We start from the raw sequence: 19,029 nt of genomic DNA, 5'->3' as shown, positions 1-19,029 counted from the left end.
AGCCCCCTCGCAGAGAGTGGGAGTTTTTAGCTACTTAGCCACAATACCATGCGCGCGTCCCTGCTGCACATATGAACATTCGTGAAACCCTTCCTGTGGCGATCAAAACTCGATCAGTTAACCTGTATTATCAATTACACAAATCACCCCTATAGTGAGAATCTCAAGATGTTTGGTCAGCGGCGAGTCGAAGCAGATGTCCGTGTCAGTCGCATTTTGGATCGCCTGGGAATCCGCTATCAAGTGGATGAGGATGGTGATTACCGCGTTGTCTTTGAGCTATCTAACGGTCGAACGCAACAGGCCTTTATTGACTCCAAAACCCAGCAGCTAGGAAGCTATGAAATTCGGGATGTCTGGTCTGTGGGCTACAGTTGCGAGGGCTTTCTTGACCAAGAGATAGCCAATTATCTGTTAATTGAAAATGCCAATAAGAAAATTGGCGCTTGGGAGTTGCGTCCCCTTGCTGACAATAGGTATATCGCTGTATTTTGTACGAAGGTTGCTGCTGACTGTGACCCCGAAGCCCTTTACACCAGTATCCGCGTGGTTCTTGAGGTGGCAGACGAACTTGAAAAAGTTCTTGAGGCGGGCGATCGCTTCTAGGTTAGTTTGCAGTGAGTCCCCTTAAAATCAGGGCTTGAGGCCAGTGGGGAGCTTCTGAATGCCCCGCCCCTAGGTAGGGATTCTCATTTGCATCTGAAATACTAGAAAATGCTCAAACCCGCTTCCTGAGAAACGCTAAGGGATTCAACGAAAGCATCAGGGTTGGAGGCAACTTGGCAGATCTCTCGGAAGCAAGACCCAAATGTTTCAATTCTTATAGCTAGTACAAAAAACTGTTAAATATTACAAAAGAATTTTTATTTTGCTTCCACTGCATATCCCAACTCACGACACTGGATAAAACATTAGCTGCGATCGCCCAAGGCGCATTGCTAGGTGTTCGCAGTGGAGTCAATTGTTCTAGGAAGCCCATCTATGTACTACGAACGCAAACTCTTTGCCCTCCTCCACGACCCCTACCTCAAGGCGTTGTACCGCAACAAAGCTCTCAAAGGCCCATGGCAACAGGTGTCTTGCCTGAATCAACATGCCCAGGATTTGCAAAATTGGTGGAATCATCACGGCGGTGTTACGGCAGACCATATTGCTTCGGCCAGCGATCGCCTGAGCTTTCAGCGCGGCATGAGCACCCCCCCAACAACCACTGCAAATATCACCCAAGTGGAAATTCGCCACCCGATTACTGGTGCCAAAAGTAATTTGAACTTTGCCTTTGCAGGGAGTCTCAGCGATGAGAATTTAGCTGAAATTGAGGCGCAGTCCATCTGGAGCGAGATTCGCCAAGAAACCGATGCTGAAAAGGTCTTCTGGTGGTTTTGGCGATTTTATGGCGAAGCCATTGCTGGCGATCGCGGCATCAAAGGCCAAGCAGTCTATGCCAAAGATATCTTGCTGTTACCCTCAGACACACGCATTCCCGACTGCCCCCTCGAAGCCCACACCTCGATTACCGCTGCCCTTGCCGGCACCCTCTTTCCCCGAAACGCCAGCAATGGGGATAAACCGCAGCACCCATGGCTGTTGATGTTTTCCTTTTCACCGGTGCAGGAATTCATTAAATCTTCACGCAAGCTGCTGGACTTTTGGTCAGGCTCCTATCTACTCCATTACCTAAGTGCCAAGGCCTGCTGGTTCCTTGCCGAACGCTATGGCCCTGATGTTGTGATTACCCCCAATCTCTACAACCAAACGATCATTGATGCGTTTCTGCTGCAAAAATACCCAGACTTTGAACCCTACTTTGAGGAATTTGGTATCCCCAAACCAGTTGAGGCACAAGGGCAGCCGTCCTCCAGCTTGGTGACAGCGGGTTTTCCCAACGTGATTACGGCACTCATTCCTGAACAAGACAAAGACACGATTGGCAAAGAGCTTCAAGACCATTTGCGGGAAACATGGCTCAACCTTGGCAAAAATGTGCGCGAAGCCATCAAAACCAAGGTACGGAGTGGCTATGAAGATTGTCACTGGATTGCTCACATTGAAGCGTGGATTGATACACAGTTTCCTGCGGCAGAGCAAGAGGAGCTAAAGAAAGAGTTTCTCAGTTGGCAGCAGGGAGGACGCTGGGAGTGGAATGCCCTTTGGCAAGCCCAACTGGAAAACTTTTGGGAAAGCTACTGGATCGCTTTGCCCCTTGGGGAGCCAACCCAACCTCTAACCTACCAGCGTGGAGCATCCACCTACTCAACCTACTCAATTTGGAAAACCGCCCAAAACATGTTAGCAAAAGCCGAGGCTCCCCTGCCCACTCAGGTTGAGGAAAACGTGTATGCCACGATTAACGTGGGTACATGGTGGCCATTGCTGCAACAGCGCCTTGGTGCGGCTCTCTCCGCTGTCAAAAACACTCGCAACTGGCAGTTTCCCGCTTCACCGGGTGAGCGCTCCTCGATTTCTGGGGCCTACAGTGCCCTGCACCCGAATTTGCTGTACCGCGATCCCTTTCGCGAGGGGCATGGCCTGCCGGCGAGTTCCCTGCGCCTGTTTTGGTATGTGATGAGCCAAGCCTTTCCGGGGCTATTTAATGGCAGTGAGCGCTTGAATGCGATTGAGGTCACCAAGCGAATGGCGTGGAAGCATGGCGGTGTCGCTGAGTCCTTGGGGGTTGCGTGCCCTGAGGAGGACTATGAAAACTTGGTGCGCTTTCCCAATGCCAGCAGTATCGCTGCCGCTCGCATTATGGTGAGGTATCCCAATCAGGTCAAGCGGTATTGGCGAGAATTGAACCATGAATTTACTGCCGATCTGGATTTACAGCCCTATCGCGATCGCTTTGGCAGCACCACTGGCCGCCCAACCCAGATTCCCCAAGTAGATGCCAAGCTAGGGGATTACAACGGTGTCATGTTCTCGGCCAAGTGGTTGGCAGAAGCCTTAGGTCTTGACAGTAAACAGGAGTTGGCCGAACTTCGGAGGGCGGTGAATCAGACACAAAAACGAGTGGGTTGGGGCGATCGCTCCCCTGCTGACTGGTGGTGTATTCTCTTGGCCGATGGCGACAGCATGGGCAACTACGTCCGCGGTCGCAACCTGAAGAAGTATCGTGAGTATGTTGCTACGAACATTATTCAAGACATTCAGCAAAGAAAGAGCTACATCAAAAACCCTGATGAGTGGCAAACACTGCTCAACCAGACCCCCAAACGCATGGGACCTGCCACCCATGTGGGACTCAACCGTGCCCTGCTAGATTTCTCGAATCGTCTGGTGCCCTACTTGGTGGAGCAACGTCACTGTGGCCGTGTGGTCTATAGCGGTGGCGATGATGTCATGGCCGTCTTGCCCCTAGAGGATGCCCTCTCGGTGATTCATCTCCTACGCCAAGCATGGTGCGGCGGTACGGATCCAGCCGGGGAGTTTGAACCCCACGGGGACTACTGGCAAACCGTTCAGGACAGTACAGCGGCTGAGGTCTTGGGCATGCGTCGCCTGTTTACGATGGGCAAAGGGGCAACAATGAGTATGGGTGTGGTCATTGCCTACAAGAGTGTTCCTCTGCCCACGGTTCTAGAAAACCTCTGGCAAGCCGAAAAGGAACGGGCGAAAAAACTCCCCGGCAAAGATGGCCTCTGTTTCCGGGTGCTCTACGGCTCCGGCAATGTCCTCGAAGCAGTGTTGAAAGGTGAACTGCTAGCGGCCTGGGGCAGATTACTTGAGCAAGCAAATGACGATGTGAGTCCGCTGCTGTACCGACTCGTGACAGAGTTGCCCCAACACTGTTGGTTGACCAAAGAGCGGGTCATTGAGAAGGCGATCGCCAGCATTGCCAATCGCCGTGAAAAAGACATCCCTTCAGAACTGATTGAGCAGCTTTGTCAGTGTTGCAATCAATGGGAAGACTGGGCGCTCCAGCATGAAGGTCAGCTAGGAACGGATCTGCAAGACCTGCTCAACCTGTTGCGGCTCATGGCCTTCTTCATTGATAAACGGTTTGTACCCCCAGGGAGTAATCAGGATGGCATCGATGAAAGCAGAGGGTTCTAAAACTCATTTGGGCAAAACTATTCTGCTTCAAGGATAACGAAAGACACATGAGGTTGATTATCATGACTGAATTAAGTTGGTATCGTCTAGATCCCCTAGATGTTCTCCTTTTTCGTGACTCCCGACCCTTTCAACCGGGAGAAGGCTCTTGGGCAAAAAGTCTCTTTCCGCCCTTGCCGATTACGGTCTTTCAAGCCTTACGCTCCCTGTGTGATCCCTACACACAAAATCTGGAGTTTCTTGGGCCTTTCCTCATTGATGCCAAAAACCAAGTCTGGGTAGACACGCCCAAGGATTTGGTATGCATTGGCAACAAAAGCAACGAGGAAGCCGACATCAATGATCGTGCCGACCTCAGTAAAGTCAAGGGCTTTGCCCGCACTCAACCCGCTGCCACCGACGACCCTGCTTGGAAAGATGTCCGCCATCCGTTGCCGGGAAAGTTACGCCCTATTGTGGAACCGACCCTCAGGGAGAATGAGCAAACCCAAGGCCGACCGGCTCCCCTGATGCGCTTGGATGCTCTTGTCCTCTATCTCCAAGGAAAGCTGGATCAGCTCAACGCCAAAGAGCACTTCCATGATTTGCCGTGGTCAACCCAAGTCCTCCCCCACATCAAAATGCAAACGACGAGTCGCACAGTGGAAGAGGAGGCTGGCTACTTTACCGAGGTGGCCAACCGATTGCATCCGGGCTGGGGCTTTGTGGCCGGCATCAGTGTTGCCAATCGAGAGGGAGTCGTGCGCATTGGGGGGGAGGGGCATCAGGCACAGGTGCATGCCCTAAAGAAACATCTCTTTGCAGACCTAGAGCGGTTTCAAGGCACCGGTCAGGAAACCCTAGCCTATGTACTGACTCCCGGCTTGGCGCCCGTGGTGGCTGACGTACCTGTTTATGGACTGTATCCCCATGATTGGCAAGAGCATCTGATTGGTGTGGTGGGCGATCGCCCCCTCCTAGCCGGTGGCCTCAGTACCTTCACCCGTCGCAACGGGCAGCTCCAATTGGGCTATTCCGCACAGCGTGCCTATGTCAGGCCGGGAACTATCTATCGCTTTGCTCAGCCTCCCTCTCCCCAGCCCCAACAACTCCTCGGCGGTGTAGCCCCCAAAGCTCGCACCACGTTTGAAAAACTTCACTACGGCCAATTGCTCTGGGGCACTGCATAACCACCCGAATACGAATGGATAAATAGGTGAGCACCGATACACGTTGACCTCAAAGAGACTGGATGATCAACAATGTTTAACCTTGCCTACCTCTACCTTCTCTCCCCCCTGCACACGGGTGGCACCACCCAAGAGGGCAACCTTCTCGGCATTGCGCGGGAGTCCCACACAGAGTTGCCCTACATTCCCTCCAGCACGATTCGGGGTCGCTTGCGTGCCAGTACCCCCCCCAAAGACCGCAACCGCCTTTGGGGCAACACCATTGAAGATGTCATGGGCGGCGAAAACACCAACCTTACCCAAGGGCAAGTGTGGGTCGGCGATGGTTCACTCCTGTGGGTACCAGTTCCCTCCCTCAGCCATGGCGTGATCTGGATTAGCTGCCCCATGCTGCTGCATCGTTGGCAACGCCTCACTGGTCAGTCCTCAGGAACAGTCGCTGCCTACAGCACCAGTTTAGACACCAGCAAACCTGTTTATCTCAAGGACGCGATTCTCAAAGGCGATCAGCTCAAGCCTTGGGAGGAATGGCAAAAGTGGATTCCGATCCGCGAGCAAACCCAAATTCTTCAAAAGGTCTTGGTTCTACCCGATCAGCACTGCAAAACCCTCATTGAAACCAGCCTGTGGCGACAGGTGAAGGTGAAACTCGATCAACATAAAACCGTTGAAGGCGGTTTTCGCTACGAGGAAGCCATTCCCCCCGATACATTGATGTACTTCCCGTGGGGGACGGTTGCCCAGCTCAATGGCGCCGCAGAAAAAGTGAAAAGCGATCTGCGGGATGTTTTCGATAGCCACCCAATTCTCCAAATTGGTGGTCAAGAAAGCCTTGGTCGCGGCTTTGTCCAACTTGTCCCTTGGGAGGTTAATTATGGCCTTTGATCCACGCACAATGGCACAGCCAGTCTATGAAGCCTTGAGTCAACTGCGGAATGATACAAAAGACGACACTCGGCTGCGGGAGCAAAAAAGCCAAGCCGTTGAACTCTACACCTACTTGGCCACTTGGGGACTGATGCGCCTAAAAGCGGAAGAAGCTGCTCTCAGTCAAGAGGGGAAGAAGGAGGTTGTCAAAGCTTTTTTCCGTGTCCTTGAGGAAACGGCGGATGTTCAAAATTTGGCCAATGGCAAAGGTTTAGAAACCCTGAAGAACCTTGATACAGAGTCCTACCTTGGCTTAACCGGCTTAGGGTTACAAATTGCCCGTGAATTTAGCTTCTGGACAACTGCCCTGTACGTTGGCATTGGAAATGCAGACTAGGAGGAGTACAACATGACAAATAACCCTGCATTACAGCGACCTCAAACGCATAAAGCAACACAGCGCCCCAACTCAGGAAACGCTGGCCATGGCAGTAGTGGTAAAGGTGGCAGAGGCAATAGTGGTGGTTCCCAAAAGGGCGGGAACACTCCACCCCGTCCTTCCCCATGGCTCGAACATCCCCTTGATCCAAATCCCAAGCCCGATCAAACTGCAGGGTTTGTCGAGTATCTGCGCTGGATGCGATCGCCCGCTAGCCCCGCCAAAGATGGTACGAAAGTGGAACTAGTGACAATGGCAGAGCAGCGTGGTAACTACAGCCAACGTTTGCAGGTCTTAACAGAGCGCACCCGCCAAATTGCCGGCAAAGACAATTGTTTTGAAGTCACCTGCCCATGGCGCATCCGTGTTGGTGGCCACCGTGGTCCTGAAAGTATCCTTCTGCCTGCCTTTGATAACCTAGGCATTCCCTATATTCCCTCCAGTACCTTACGAGGTGTTGCTCGTGCCCAAGCCATTCGGGAGGTGATGGCAAACGAAGGTGTACCTTGGGCTGAAGCAGACAAACTCGTCGGCCAGCGTTACTTTGGTTATCTCGACAGCAGGGACTCTAGCGAAAAAGCTGGCAAAATTATTTTCCTCGATGCCTACCCCTTGCCTGAAAAAGAGAACGGGGGACTAGCAGTGGACATGGCCAATAATCTCTGGTCATGGGATAATGGCAACCTCAAGTATGCTGCCAACCCAAACGTGTTCTTTTCCCTGCGAAGAGTTTCATTTCTTATTGGTATTAAACCTACCAATCATTGCTCTCCTCAAATGCTTAAACAGGTCAAGGAGTGGTTGATTCGCGGCCTGACCCAAGGAATTGGTTCGCAAGTGAATGCAGGCTACGGCATTTTAGTCGAATCCCTAAAACAGGTGGGGCGTGGTTTCTTTAGCGTTGATTTTACCGTTCAAGGCCAACTCATCCACGGTTGCCAAAAGTGTACGTCTACGTCATGGCAATGGAACGCTAGAAATCAAGCGTGGCAAATGCGCGGTCAACCAGAGGCCGAGGTGCGAGCCACAGCCTTTAAGTCCCTGCTGCGATACTGGTTTCGTGCCTTTGCGCGGGGGGTGTTGCCCACAGCAGAAGTCCAACGCCTTGAAGGAGTGATTTTTGGCGCAATTCAGCCGCAACCCAAACATGGCTACCTGCGGGTACGGGTGATTAATGGGAGGGTGACCCAACCTGAGGCACGCCCTAATCAGCAAGGTAAAAACGATCCCTGTGGAGAAGAACAGGGGACACTGGTATTAGACTTTTCTTCTGAAGTTCCTGATGACCACCAAAAATCTTCTGAAGTTCCTGATGACCACCAAAAAACCCTAGCAGAGCTGGCAAGCAACTTGACGTGGCTCATGTTTCACTTGGGTGGCATTGGTCAAGGGGCACGTCGCCCTTGCTACTCTCGTAAAACCCGTAACCAAGCACCCTGGTGGCGTGGTTCTAATCTGATTCCTGAAAACGATGGTCCCTTTTGGAAACTCCCCGGCAGTGCCAAGGAATTCAAAGAAATTTTTCAACAGCGACTTCGAAACTTTTACACAGCTTTAGGGCAGCTTGGTAATTGCTCAATCAACCCGACTCAACTATTATCCGTTGGCACCGTCACCCCTGGGCAGTGGGCAGAAGCAATTGATGCAAACTGCTGTATCGTCCTTTGCAGTGGTAATTCCAGCGGAGGAAAGCCCTACGGCCTTGCCCTTCTTCATGACCCTAGCCTTAAGGTGAATGGTAACTACGACAAAAACCTCTGTGGTTCCACTGGCAAACCCTCGCCAGTTTGGGTGGCTGACTTAGGGAACTATCAAGTCATCACGATTTTTGGGGTCACCCAAAATCCACGACTCAAGTTTCTGAACCACTTGAAGACGTCTAGAGGATATTTGCAACTATTTCCTTGAATAAATACCTAAGAAACCATGACCGACTACTACGACATTCTTGGCTTGCAGCCGGGTGCTTCCAAAGAGCAGATCAAAGCAGCCTATCGCCGCCTCTGCCAAGAGTGCCATCCTGATAAACTGCCTCCTGAGACCCCCAAAAAGGCGCGGCAAATCGTCGAGGAGCACTTCAAGCAAATCAACGAAGCCTATGCCTACCTCATGGAGCAGGGCGATCGCCCGCCCCCACCTACCCAACCAGCAACAGATGTTAGAACTGCCCGCTCCATTTTCGATCCCGCTCGTATGGAAGCCGTAGCTCGGAAACTGGAGACAGAGCGGCAGACCATTCAACGGCAGTATCAGCAATCAATCAATGCTATTGACCAACAACAGCGGCAAAAGCTAGCTTGCCACGGCCTCAGGATTGACGATTTGGATACAGTCGATCCAGCAACAAAATGGGGCAACGTTATTCAGGGGGGGGATTCTCTTGTTGGTTGGCCTATTGGTAGGGAGTGTAGGCGGTCTTTTGGGCTTTCTGGGATACCTGTGGGCTTTCTTCTGCTTTTGGGGAACCTTGGGGGCAATGCTGACAAAAACAGTGAGTCCCCGAAAATACAAAATTCTATGTGAGATTAAAAAGGAAACCGAAGCAGCAAAGGCCGCTGCTGCGCAGAAAAAAGAACGACGATTACAGGAGCAATCTAGTTACATTCGTCGTCACATTGACTATTTCAAAACTCTACCCTTGGAAATGCTTTCAGAATCCTTTGTTCAAAATTTAAGTGATGAAGATCAGTTTTTCCTGCTCTTGGCCATCAAAGAAAAAGAGGATGATAAGCAGTGGGCGCGCACAGTTGCAGCCGGTGTAGAGATTGCTGCAGCAGCGGGTGTGGTTCTACTGCTGTCGCAACTCTTTCTGGGTGAGCCATTCTAATCTGAGCGCAATCAAGAAAAACAGGAAGGGAGGAACGATCGCCCCCCCTATCGCAGGGGTTTTGCTGAAACGCATTCTACCCCTACCCTTAGAGAAATAAAATGTGATAGCATAACTAGTCTGGCATTATACCTAGTGTTTACCTATGCCCAAAGTGCTGGTTTCCGATCCCATTGAACAGGTGGGGCTTGATTTACTTGCCCAAGTGGCACAAGTCGATGTCAAACTTGGCCTCTCAGAGGCAGAACTGATCAAAATCATTCCCGAGTACGATGCCCTGATGATTCGATCGGGAACCAAGGTCACTAAGGCGGTCATTGAGGCCGCCAACCAACTGAAGATTATTGGTCGGGCGGGGGTTGGTGTAGATAACATCGATGTGCCTGCGGCCACCCGTAAAGGGATCATGGTGGTCAACTCCCCAGAGGGCAACACCATTGCTGCTGCGGAGCACACCTTGGCGATGATGCTCTCCCTTGCTCGGCATATTCCGGATGCGAATGCTGCGGTGAAAGCAGGTCAATGGGATCGCAAACGTTTTACGGGTGTAGAGATTTATAAGAAAACCTTGGGCATTATTGGCCTAGGAAAAATCGGCTCCCACGTGGCCACCGTTGCCCGTGCTATGGGCATGAAGCTTCTTGCTTACGATCCCTATCTATCTACGGAACGCGCCGAACAACTGGGCTGCCGTCTTGTGGAGTTGGATGTTCTCTTTGCTGAGTCCGACTTTATTACACTGCACCTGCCAAAAACTCCGGAAACCCAGCATCTGATTAACGCCAAAACCATTGCCAAGATGAAGCCCACAGCCCGCATCATTAACTGTGCGCGGGGCGGCATTATTGATGAGGCAGCGCTTGTGGAGGCGCTCAAGACAGGTAAGTTGGCGGGAGCTGCCCTCGATGTCTTTGAAACTGAACCCCTTGAGGCGGAGTCTCCGCTGCGTGCCTTGGGGATGGAAGCCATCTTGACTCCCCACTTGGGGGCTTCCACGGAAGAAGCACAGGTAAATGTGGCCATTGACGTTGCCGAACAGATTCGGGATGTGCTCCTAGGGTTGCCGGCGCGATCGGCGGTGAATATTCCCGGTCTGCGTCCCGATGTTCTTGAGAAATTGGCGCCCTACATGCAGTTGGCAGAAACCCTAGGTAACTTGGTGGGGCAGTTGGCGGGCGGTCGGGTCGAGTCTCTGGAAGTCCGTTTGCAAGGGGAACTAGCCACCAATGACAGTCAACCCATTGTGATTGCCGCTTTGAAGGGGCTACTCTCACCAGCGCTGCGGGAGCGGGTCAACTATGTAAATGCTGGGTTAGAGGCCAAAGAACGGGGAATTCGCGTTGTCGAAACCCGCGATGAATCGCAACGGGATTATGCGGGGTCGCTGACATTGATTGCCAAGAGTCCCTCGGAAACCCGCTCGGTGTCTGGTGCCTTGCTGGCTCACAGTGAATTGCGCATCACCAGCATTGATGACTTTCCCATTAGTGTGGCGCCAACCCGTTATATGTTGCTGACGCTGCACCGCGATATGCCCGGCATCATTGGTAAAATTGGCACCCAGTTGGGGAGCTTCAATGTCAACATTGCCAGTATGCAGGTGGGACGTAAGATGGTACGTGGCAATGCGGTGATGGTGATTAGCTTGGACGATCCCCTACCCGAAGGCCTCTTGGAGGAAATCTTGAAAGTCCCCGGTATTCGTGATGCCTATATCGTGAATCTGTAGGCACGGCTGTGGTACAACGTTGGTGGGAAATTACCGTCACTTGTCAAGCTGAAGCGGAAGAGCTGGTCTATTGGCGCCTTCAATCCTTTGGCTGTCAAGGTACAGCAACCCAGCAACAGCAGGGGCGGGTGTTGATCCAAGGCTATGTGCCGCAGCAGCAGGTGACACTACTGGACATTGCTGCCCTAGGGGTTTGGATTGAGCAAGATGTGGTGGCGCAGGGCTACCTCTCGCCAAAACTCCACTGGCAGTTGGTGAATGAACAGGATTGGGCCCATAGTTGGCAAGCCTATTGGCATCCAATACCGGTGGGCGATCGCCTGCTGATTTGTCCGGCTTGGGAAACCCCACCCCTCGGCAACACCCGCTTAGTGATCAAACTCGATCCTGGCATGGCCTTTGGCACCGGCACCCATGAAACCACCCAGCTTTGCCTTGAGGCTCTAGAGATGCAATTGGATCAAACCTTTGAGCCGCTGCCACCCACGGTGATGGCTGATATTGGCTGTGGTAGCGGCATTCTGGCGATCGCCAGCCTCTTGCTAGGGGCACAAAAAGCCTATGCTGTGGATACCTCGGATCTTGCGGTCACTGCCACCCAACGCAATGCAGAACTCAATGGCATCAGAGCCGACCAGTTGATTATCCGCCAAGGGAGTTGGGAGCAAGTCCTCGAACTGGTGGATGGCCTTGTCTGCAACATTTTGGCACCGGTGATTATCGAGATTCTGCCCCACTTGCCGGCAATTGTGAAACCCAAAGGTTGGGGCATCTTTAGTGGGATTCTTTTGGATCAAGCGGATCGCGTAGCGGCGCAACTGGAACAACAGGGCTGGAGCCTAGGCAGTGTCTGGCGACGGCAGGAGTGGTGTTGTCTCAATGCTCGCTTTGAGCGTTTGCCAGATTAGAGGGACCTAGCTTTTCACCTTGGCCGCAGGTCGCACCAAAGAATAGGAGGCCATCAGTTCTTGATAACAGGCCTCTAGGCGATCCAAGTTGTGACTGAGGCTATAGTGCTCAAGCACCCGTTTGCGGGCTTTGTCCCCCAGCAGGCGAATCATTTCCGGATGCTGATAAAAAATAGGCAAGAGCGTTTGCAACTGAGTTTTCACATACTGGGGATTCAAGACAATGCCTGCCCCAGTGAGCACTTCACCATCAGCACCGACATCGGTGGCCAAGCAGGCCAGGCCACAGGCCATTGCCTCTAGGAGCGACAGGGATAACCCCTCAATTTGCGAGGGCAAAATGAACACATCACAGCCCCGTAAAATTTGCAGCCGCTCTTGATCATTAACGATTGAGCCAAGCCAGAGAATATTTTGATCCGGACCATAGTTGGCCATCAAGGAGGGCATCAGGACACCGCCACCCACCATTAGCAACTTACAATCAGGCGGCATTTCCGCTGCACACCAAGAGCGCAGCAGCGCTTCAACATTTTTTTCAATAGCCATCCGCCCTTGATAGATATAGAGGTAGCGTGCCTTAAAATCCTCTTTGGCCGTAGAAGGTCCCGGTGTATATTTGCGCGTATCGACGCCATTGGGAATCACTCGCAGCGTCTCAGCACCGACCCCAAGACGAATTAGTAGTTCCTTTTGCGATTGGGAAAAGACAATCACGCGGTCATAGCGAGCCAAAAAGGGGGCATACAGTTGGTAAGTCATCAAGGCGGTGCCCGTCGTTAGGGTACGATACTTTTCGCTGTAGGCAGGATGAAATGTGGCGACTAGGGGGATGTTTAACTCTTCGCAGATGTCCGGCAGAAAGAAATCGAGGGGAGACAGAGTCAATGAGGCGTGGACAATATCGGGTTTGAGCTTCTTGAGGGATTCAACCAGAACTTTGTTGGCTCGCAGGGAGGGCAGGGTATAGACTTGCGATTTATAGAGGCAAGGGAGCGTCACATCTGGCATCTCCCCTTCGTTCTCAGCGTCCTGTTCATCCTCTTGGGCAAAATGCAGAAAGCTCACTTGGTACCCGCGATCCAATAGCCCATTGGTAATTTCACGACTATAGGTGACATTGCCGCAGGGGGGAGATTTTTTGCCAAGCCATGCGATGTGTAAAGCCACGATTATTGATTCCTTATTTATTACGTTATTTATAGAGCAGCGGTACCCACTTGATCAATGATCCGAATCGGACCGTTGACATCACCGCTGAGAAACTGCCGCAGGTAGGGATTATCGGTCGTGCGGGCTTCGGCATGGGTGCCCTGCCAACAAATGCGGCCTTGGTAGAGGAGAATCAGGCGATCGCCCGTGCGCTCAATTGTGCTGTTTTGATGAGTCACAACAACGTAAGCATGACCCGTCTTTTCCCGTAATTCGCGAATCAAATCCTCAATCACTGTTGAGGCAATGGGATCTAGCCCTGCCGTTGGCTCATCGTAAAGCAGGAGATAGGGATCATCATCGGGGTCTTCGGGATTATCCACAATGGCGCGGGCAAAGCTGACTCGCTTGCGCATCCCCCCAGACAACTGGGCTGGGTAGAGGTCTTCCATGCCAGAGAGGCCGACCATCGCCAGTTTTTCACTGACAATTTCGCGAATGCGGGCTTCGGGCAAACGGGTGTGCTGGTATAAATAAAAGCCGACATTCTCAGCAACCGTGAGGGAGTCAAAGAGGGCAGATTGCTGAAAGACCATGCTCATCCGCAACCGGCACAGGCCATCTTGGCGCAACCCTTGACGCCGTTCACCGGCCACATAAACTTCGCCCTTATCGGGAGCGAGTAACCCAGCAATAATGCGCAGAATTGTTGACTTGCCCGTGCCAGAGGGGCCGAGAATCACAAGGGCATCTTGGGGATAGATGACTAAATCCACATCATTGAGGACATGCTTATTGCCAAAGGATTTGCAGACACCGCGCAGCTCTACCAGTGGTTTGGCCATCTGAGGCATCCCCTAGCCAAAGGCTTCTAGTTGCAGGTCTTCGATCGCTTGCAGTCCCCGTGCATCCCCCAGCTTGAACAGCGCTGCTTTGGCATCTTCTTGGACACCCATATCACTGTCCCGCAGGGCAGCAATGAGTTGATCAATGGCTTGGGTGTAAAGAGGCCCAAGGGGAATTTTGCGACAGGCATGACCTAAGGCCCAAGCACAGTTACTACGCACAGCGGCGATCGCGTCCTGAGCCAAGGCAAGGGCAAGGGCAGGAATGGCAACCGTCGCCGCCTCTTCACTAGCTTCTGCCACCTGACCCAAGGAACTCGCTGCCCACAGACGCACGGCAGAAATATCCGTTTGCAGGGCACGAATCAAGGGATCAAGGGTGCGCCGATAAATTTCTGGCAAGGGAAAGCGGACGCCACAGTTACCCAGCGCCCAAACAATGCCTTTGCGGACATAGCCATTCCAGTCCTGCTCCAATTGCTGAATGAGGGCATCCACCGCTGCCAAACTGGGGTTACGGCCAAGGGCATAGGCGGCACTGACACGGACAAGGGGACAGGGTTCTTGCAGGAGATTGATGAGATAGGGTGTGGCGCGTTCATCCTGCAATTCGCAAAAGGCGCGAGCCGCCAACATCCGCTCCGTCACATCGGCGGAGGTCAGCAGGGGCAACATGGCTTCGGGATCGGGGCGATCGCTCTCCTCACTCGGCAGCGCCGCTAGTGCATCTTCTGAAGTGTCGAGAAGGGGGAAATCATTGTCATCCATACTGTTTAATCTACAGGATGCTTGGAATCCCGACTAGAGCGCACCGTTGACTTCGCCGCGAAAGCCATAGATTTGGCGACTGCCACCAAAGGCCACCAGTTGCACCACCCGCTCATCCCCCGGCTCAAAACGAATGGCGGTGCCAGCGGGAATATCTAAGCGCATTCCTCGTGCCTGTTCATGATCAAATTGGAGGGCTGGATTGACTTCGTAAAAGTGGTAGTGAGATGCCACCTGAATTGGGCGATCGCCCGTATTGGCCACCGTTAACGTCACCGTTGGCCGGCCAGCATTGAGTTCAATGGTTCCCTCTGCGGGGATAAGTTCACCGGGAATCATGGGCATCTCAGCCAATCTCTAAAGGTATCCCTAATCCTAGGGGTAGAGGCGCACCCGCTGCCAGTGGTCTCCTTGGCGCCGATAGCACAGGCGATCGTGGAGGCGATTGGGTCGCCCTTGCCAAAATTCAATCAGCGTCGGCAGGACACGATAGCCCCCCCAATGCTCTGGCCGGGGAACATTTTCACCGTAGCGGGCTTCCACTTCGGCAAGGCGGGCTTCCAAATCGGCGTAGGATTCTAAAACCTCACTCTGCTGGGATGCCCATGCCCCCCAACGGCTACCCAAAGGACGACTCTGGAAGTAGGCATCGGACTCCGCTGCACTAATTTGCTCAACAGTGCCTTCAATGCGCACCTGCCGTTCTAGCTCTGCCCACCAAAAGACAAGGGCGGCCTTGGGATGGGCGGCTAATTCTAGACCTTTGCGACTGCGATAGTTCGTGAAAAAGACAAACCCGCGATCGTCCACATCTTTGAGCAACACCACTCGCGCAGCGGGCATCCCATCTAAGCCAATGGTGGCCAGTGTCATCGCATTGGGTTCCGGTAATTCAGCGTTGACCGCATCCGTAAACCAGAGGCGAAACTGTTCGATCGCATCCTCAGCCGCCTCACTTTCGAGGAGACGTTGACGACGGTAATCACGGCGCAGATCAGCAATGCGGGTCATGGGTTTTCTTCGGACTCGTTGCTTGGGGTTTCTTCACTGATCCTAGAGGATTCCACGGGCGATCGCCGCCACAGGGCGCGGAAAAAATAGCTCAGCAGCAAAAAAATCAAACCAAACCCCATAAATAGGAGCACTCGCCACACCGGCGCAAGATGGATGAGATCAACGAAGAAAAGCCGCACCAAAGTAATGATCAACGTGATTAAAGCCACCGTGCGCACCGCTGAGGTGTCCCGTCGCAACCCATAGATCAGCAGTCCAACGCCAAAGAGTCCCCAGACAAGGGTGGCTGCCCCGGTGCCAAAGGGCGCCAGTTCGTGCTGCATCCAGATCATCGTCACCCCATCGCCCAATATCCAGTAAAGGGGGCGGGTGGGTGGGGGCAAAAAACGGATACTGACGGCTGCGGCTGCAAGCACCACCAAATGGTTGAAAAAAGCCAGATTCAACAGCGGGGGGCGATCGGCAGCGGTAAAGAGCAGTTGCCCAACAAAACCAAGGCCGAGCAGTCCCCACCAAAGATGGGCAATAACCCGCAGGGTGCGCGAGGCATAGTGTTGGCTCAGATAATGCAAAATCAACCCCTCGATCGCCAGCGGTGCGAGGATAAAGCGATTGCTGTTGTAACGCACAACGATTCCAAAGGCAATTAGCACCAACCCCGTCAAGCTATAGACCCAACGCCAAGGCTGGGGAATGCGTCGCCACAGTACACTAGTCACTAGGTAAAGGCCGCCAAATAGGATCAAGACCCGACCCGTTAGCGTTGCCGACCAATCCCAGAGGAAGGCACTTAAGCCCAAAGCAATCAGCGGATTAAAGAGGGCGATCGTCTGACCATAGGACGGTGGGGAAGTCTCCTGAGGGCGATACAGCTCCCCTGCCCTGTCGTGATTGCGCCCCTGATACCAAGGGGGTAATACCGTAAAGCCCAGCCAAGTCAACGCCAGAATGGTCTGTAATGCCACGACCCGATCAAGCCGTTGAGCAGTAATAGACACCGTTAACATCAGCCATCCCAACCAAAAAGCTGACAGCAGCAGCGATCGCCAGCCCTTCACTGCGTAAATTGCCCAACTGCCCAAGAGAATTAAAAAGGTATAACTGGCCAAGGCCAAAGGACGACTCATCTCTGTGTTGTAGAGCAGCAAAGGGGTTGCTAAGCCGCCAACCACGCCAATCACTGCAAAAATGGCTCGATTTTGGCGCAACGAGATGAAAAATGCCCCTAGGGTCACTAACACCATCACCGGGAAGGCCACACCCCAAGGCATGACGGACAAAAACTGATAGGCCGCAAAGATCGTCAGGTAATAGGTCGCAAGGCCGCCCCCCTGCAAAAACTGGCTAAAGATGGCTCGCCGCTGCAACCGCCAGCCCAACCCCATCAGCACCGTACCAATGACAAAGCCCATGGCCACAAGAACCGCATCGGTAATCCAGCCCAATTCAACGGCGTACCGAAAGAGGAAGCCAATCCCCAACAGCAGCAGGCCGATGCCGAGACGGTTGAGCCACAGTTCCCAATTTTGTAGCCAGTCAGCTTGGGAAGGCCTCACTGGGCGTAACGGTGGCACCGCTGGAGATTCAGGCGCTGGGGGTTGCGGTTCAGCAGCAGGGGCAGGAGCGATCGCAGTCGGTTCCTCAGGTGGCGTTGATGGTGTTGCAGGTTCTGGGACTCCAGAAGAGGAGAGGTCTTCACGGAGAATGGCTCTTTGCAGAATCTCGAGCGATCGCTGCAGGGCAGCCACAGCGGCTTCTAAGTTTTCAAGACGACGCCGCAAGTCATCCCTATCTTCCATGGTTCGGCTCCCTACGGACTATATCCCCGTTTTATGCGCTAGAGGAGAGAGCAATTCCTTGGGCAATGCACTTTATGAAGTGGCTAGAGGCGCATCCCAACAGGGGTAAAACGGGAAACAAAATTGGGTGAGAAATCGTCCTATGGCACACAGAAAAGGTCACAAAAAGCAAATTTTCTCTTTTAGATAAATTTTTATTTTCGGTGATCTGAGTCACAGAAATCTTCAGAAATTAAAAACGATTTGTTAAAAGTTTATAAAATTTTCTTATTTTCTTTCGCCAACCGTAAATTCCGTTAATATGCCAGTCTGCGTAGGTTTCACCGCCTTCAGCGCTTTTTTATTCTTTTTCAAAATGTTTGTAATGAACAAAATGCCCCTGATGCTTGATTCTAGGCCTTCGTGGTAGGTTGAAACAGTTCCGCGATGAGAGCGAACACGGCACCAGTAGGGGTAGCCCCTGTGTGATGTTGGTGCCCTACTGTCCAGCCGTATGGATGCCCTTTTTAACGGACGCCTATGAAAAAAACGCTTTATGTGGGTCTGACAACAACCACCTTGGCTGTGTTGGGAATCCTTTCCAGTAGCCGTGCAACCACAACCACACCAGCCATAGAGTCAGGTTCAGCCCCCTCTTCCCCCGTCGTTGCCACAAAAGTCGGGGAACGCCAATCCACCGCCCCCACCACCACACGGGCGATCGCCAGTCTCCATCGTCACCAACAGCAAGGCCGCGAAGCCGTAACCGTCTATTTGCGGGGGATTCCCGTACTCACCTTCTTGGGTCAACGGGTAGCAGCTACAGAGGGCGTCAAAGTCGCTGCCGCCAACGGCGCCGGGATACCAGAGCAAACCACCCTCTCAGAAGCAGCCCAACAGGCAACCCTTCTCACCGCTCGCCTCAATCAGCTCCACGAACAGGGCTTTGATGCCAACCTTGTGCGCGTGGGTTGGGATGCCCAACAACAGAACTATCGCATCTACGCTGACAAAGAACCTCTCCTGACTCTGAACCATCAAGTCACGCTTCCCAATAGTTCACAACGCAATGATGAAAACGCCCTGCGCATTACTAACCTGATCCGCCGCCAACTGGGGAATGCCCCTGCCCTAACCAGCGTAGAGGGTAGCCCAAATACCGTTGTGGCCATGGGACCAATTCGGATGCAGTTGACGGGTATTGCCTCGTGGTATGGCCCCGGCTTCCATGGTGCCCGCACTGCCAATGGCGAGCGATTTGATCAGGATGCCCTGACGGCGGCTCATCGCACACTGCCCTTTGGGACACGGGTACGGGTGACCAATCTCCAGAATGGCCGCTCAGTAGTGGTGCGCATTAACGATCGCGGGCCTTTTACGGGGGGACGGGAAATTGACCTCTCGCGGGGCGCTGCGGCTGCCATTGGCCTCATTGGTGCCGGTGTCGGGCCTGTACGCATTGACGTTTTAGACTGATCCC

General features: G+C 53.0%; 17 protein-coding genes. 11 read left to right on the top strand and 6 right to left on the bottom strand.

All coding sequences use genetic code 11. From position 1 onward, the window contains the following. Positions 1-81 precede the first annotated feature (81 nt). The 10 genes from M0644_RS00490 (at position 82) to prmA (ending at position 11,992) form a co-directional block, all read left to right on the top strand. Positions 82-606 carry a hypothetical protein gene (locus tag M0644_RS00490; RefSeq protein ID WP_286626119.1) on the top strand — a complete coding sequence of 175 codons (525 nt, stop codon included), beginning with the start codon at positions 82-84 and terminating at the stop codon, positions 604-606. A 375-nt stretch (positions 607-981) separates the two neighbouring features. Further along, positions 982-4,053, top strand: coding sequence for a type III-B CRISPR-associated protein Cas10/Cmr2 (cas10, locus tag M0644_RS00485; protein WP_286626118.1), 3,072 nt, complete (start codon positions 982-984; stop codon positions 4,051-4,053). Positions 4,054-4,115: 62 nt separating this feature from the next. After that, positions 4,116-5,222, top strand: coding sequence for a type III-B CRISPR module-associated Cmr3 family protein (locus M0644_RS00480; protein ID WP_286626117.1), 1,107 nt, complete (start codon positions 4,116-4,118; stop codon positions 5,220-5,222). 72 nt (positions 5,223-5,294) lie between these two features. Continuing rightward, positions 5,295-6,107, top strand: coding sequence for a type III-B CRISPR module RAMP protein Cmr4 (cmr4, locus tag M0644_RS00475; protein ID WP_286626116.1), 813 nt, complete (start codon positions 5,295-5,297; stop codon positions 6,105-6,107). Further along, positions 6,097-6,486, top strand: a complete 390-nt coding sequence (locus tag M0644_RS00470) for a hypothetical protein (protein WP_286626114.1) — start codon at positions 6,097-6,099, stop codon at positions 6,484-6,486. Before cmr4 ends, M0644_RS00470 begins: the two co-directional genes overlap by 11 nt. A 12-nt stretch (positions 6,487-6,498) precedes the next feature. Next, positions 6,499-8,436: an RAMP superfamily CRISPR-associated protein gene (locus M0644_RS00465; RefSeq protein ID WP_286626113.1), complete on the top strand. Its 1,938-nt coding sequence runs from the start codon at positions 6,499-6,501 to the stop codon at positions 8,434-8,436. An 18-nt stretch (positions 8,437-8,454) separates the two neighbouring features. Beyond that, positions 8,455-9,051: a J domain-containing protein gene (locus tag M0644_RS00460; protein ID WP_286626112.1), complete on the top strand. Its 597-nt coding sequence runs from the start codon at positions 8,455-8,457 to the stop codon at positions 9,049-9,051. Further along, complete coding sequence (locus tag M0644_RS00455; RefSeq protein WP_286626111.1) at positions 9,005-9,355, top strand: hypothetical protein; 351 nt, start codon at positions 9,005-9,007, stop codon at positions 9,353-9,355. The genes M0644_RS00460 and M0644_RS00455 overlap by 47 nt, the downstream gene beginning before the upstream one ends. A gap of 145 nt (positions 9,356-9,500) precedes the next feature. Continuing rightward, positions 9,501-11,084: a phosphoglycerate dehydrogenase gene (serA, locus tag M0644_RS00450; protein WP_149817151.1), complete on the top strand. Its 1,584-nt coding sequence runs from the start codon at positions 9,501-9,503 to the stop codon at positions 11,082-11,084. An 8-nt stretch (positions 11,085-11,092) separates the two neighbouring features. Beyond that, positions 11,093-11,992 (top strand): 50S ribosomal protein L11 methyltransferase, encoded by a 900-nt coding sequence (gene prmA, locus M0644_RS00445; RefSeq protein WP_286626109.1) that lies wholly within the window; start codon positions 11,093-11,095, stop codon positions 11,990-11,992. A 6-nt stretch (positions 11,993-11,998) separates the two neighbouring features. Here the strand turns inward: prmA and M0644_RS00440 are convergent, their stop codons facing one another. The 6 genes from M0644_RS00440 to M0644_RS00415 are packed head-to-tail and all read right to left on the bottom strand — an operon-like array spanning position 11,999 to position 17,570. After that, the gene (locus M0644_RS00440; protein ID WP_286626108.1) at positions 11,999-13,162 is read right to left on the bottom strand and encodes a glycosyltransferase family 4 protein; all 1,164 of its coding nucleotides are present in this window, start codon (positions 13,160-13,162) and stop codon (positions 11,999-12,001) included. Positions 13,163-13,191: 29 nt separating this feature from the next. Beyond that, complete coding sequence (locus M0644_RS00435) at positions 13,192-13,989, bottom strand: ABC transporter ATP-binding protein (RefSeq protein WP_190278129.1); 798 nt, start codon at positions 13,987-13,989, stop codon at positions 13,192-13,194. A gap of 12 nt (positions 13,990-14,001) precedes the next feature. Continuing rightward, positions 14,002-14,757: a HEAT repeat domain-containing protein gene (locus M0644_RS00430; protein ID WP_149817142.1), complete on the bottom strand. Its 756-nt coding sequence runs from the start codon at positions 14,755-14,757 to the stop codon at positions 14,002-14,004. Positions 14,758-14,790: 33 nt separating this feature from the next. Beyond that, complete coding sequence (locus M0644_RS00425; protein ID WP_286627144.1) at positions 14,791-15,096, bottom strand: urease subunit beta; 306 nt, start codon at positions 15,094-15,096, stop codon at positions 14,791-14,793. A gap of 36 nt (positions 15,097-15,132) precedes the next feature. Further along, complete coding sequence (pdxH, locus tag M0644_RS00420; RefSeq protein ID WP_149817140.1) at positions 15,133-15,768, bottom strand: pyridoxamine 5'-phosphate oxidase; 636 nt, start codon at positions 15,766-15,768, stop codon at positions 15,133-15,135. Next, positions 15,765-17,570 (bottom strand): DUF2339 domain-containing protein, encoded by a 1,806-nt coding sequence (locus tag M0644_RS00415; protein WP_286626105.1) that lies wholly within the window; start codon positions 17,568-17,570, stop codon positions 15,765-15,767. Before M0644_RS00415 ends, pdxH begins: the two co-directional genes overlap by 4 nt. A 519-nt stretch (positions 17,571-18,089) precedes the next feature. Here M0644_RS00415 and M0644_RS00410 point away from each other — a divergent pair. Beyond that, positions 18,090-19,025: a septal ring lytic transglycosylase RlpA family protein gene (locus M0644_RS00410; protein ID WP_286626103.1), complete on the top strand. Its 936-nt coding sequence runs from the start codon at positions 18,090-18,092 to the stop codon at positions 19,023-19,025. Positions 19,026-19,029: the final 4 nt, after the last annotated feature.

Origin of the sequence: Thermosynechococcus sp. B1, assembly GCF_030322985.1 — a bacterium.
GTDB lineage: Bacteria > Cyanobacteriota > Cyanobacteriia > Thermosynechococcales > Thermosynechococcaceae > Thermosynechococcus.
The sequence above is the reverse complement of the archived record's forward strand: the minus strand, read 5'-3'. Positions and strand labels throughout refer to the sequence as shown.

Bases quoted from the DNA above. Each gene is read 5' to 3' on its own strand.
- cas10 (WP_286626118.1), top strand. From the start codon at position 982: ATGTACTACGAACGCAAACTCTTTGCCCTCCTCCACGACCCCTACCTC.
- M0644_RS00480 (WP_286626117.1), top strand. From the start codon at position 4,116: ATGACTGAATTAAGTTGGTATCGTCTAGATCCCCTAGATGTTCTCCTT.
- cmr4 (WP_286626116.1), top strand. From the start codon at position 5,295: ATGTTTAACCTTGCCTACCTCTACCTTCTCTCCCCCCTGCACACGGGT.
- M0644_RS00470 (WP_286626114.1), top strand. From the start codon at position 6,097: ATGGCCTTTGATCCACGCACAATGGCACAGCCAGTCTATGAAGCCTTG.
- M0644_RS00465 (WP_286626113.1), top strand. From the start codon at position 6,499: ATGACAAATAACCCTGCATTACAGCGACCTCAAACGCATAAAGCAACA.
- M0644_RS00460 (WP_286626112.1), top strand. From the start codon at position 8,455: ATGACCGACTACTACGACATTCTTGGCTTGCAGCCGGGTGCTTCCAAA.
- M0644_RS00455 (WP_286626111.1), top strand. From the start codon at position 9,005: ATGCTGACAAAAACAGTGAGTCCCCGAAAATACAAAATTCTATGTGAG.
- serA (WP_149817151.1), top strand. From the start codon at position 9,501: ATGCCCAAAGTGCTGGTTTCCGATCCCATTGAACAGGTGGGGCTTGAT.
- M0644_RS00435 (WP_190278129.1), bottom strand. From the start codon at position 13,989: ATGGCCAAACCACTGGTAGAGCTGCGCGGTGTCTGCAAATCCTTTGGC.
- M0644_RS00430 (WP_149817142.1), bottom strand. From the start codon at position 14,757: ATGGATGACAATGATTTCCCCCTTCTCGACACTTCAGAAGATGCACTA.
- M0644_RS00425 (WP_286627144.1), bottom strand. From the start codon at position 15,096: ATGATTCCCGGTGAACTTATCCCCGCAGAGGGAACCATTGAACTCAAT.
- pdxH (WP_149817140.1), bottom strand. From the start codon at position 15,768: ATGACCCGCATTGCTGATCTGCGCCGTGATTACCGTCGTCAACGTCTC.
- M0644_RS00415 (WP_286626105.1), bottom strand. From the start codon at position 17,570: ATGGAAGATAGGGATGACTTGCGGCGTCGTCTTGAAAACTTAGAAGCC.
- M0644_RS00410 (WP_286626103.1), top strand. From the start codon at position 18,090: ATGAAAAAAACGCTTTATGTGGGTCTGACAACAACCACCTTGGCTGTG.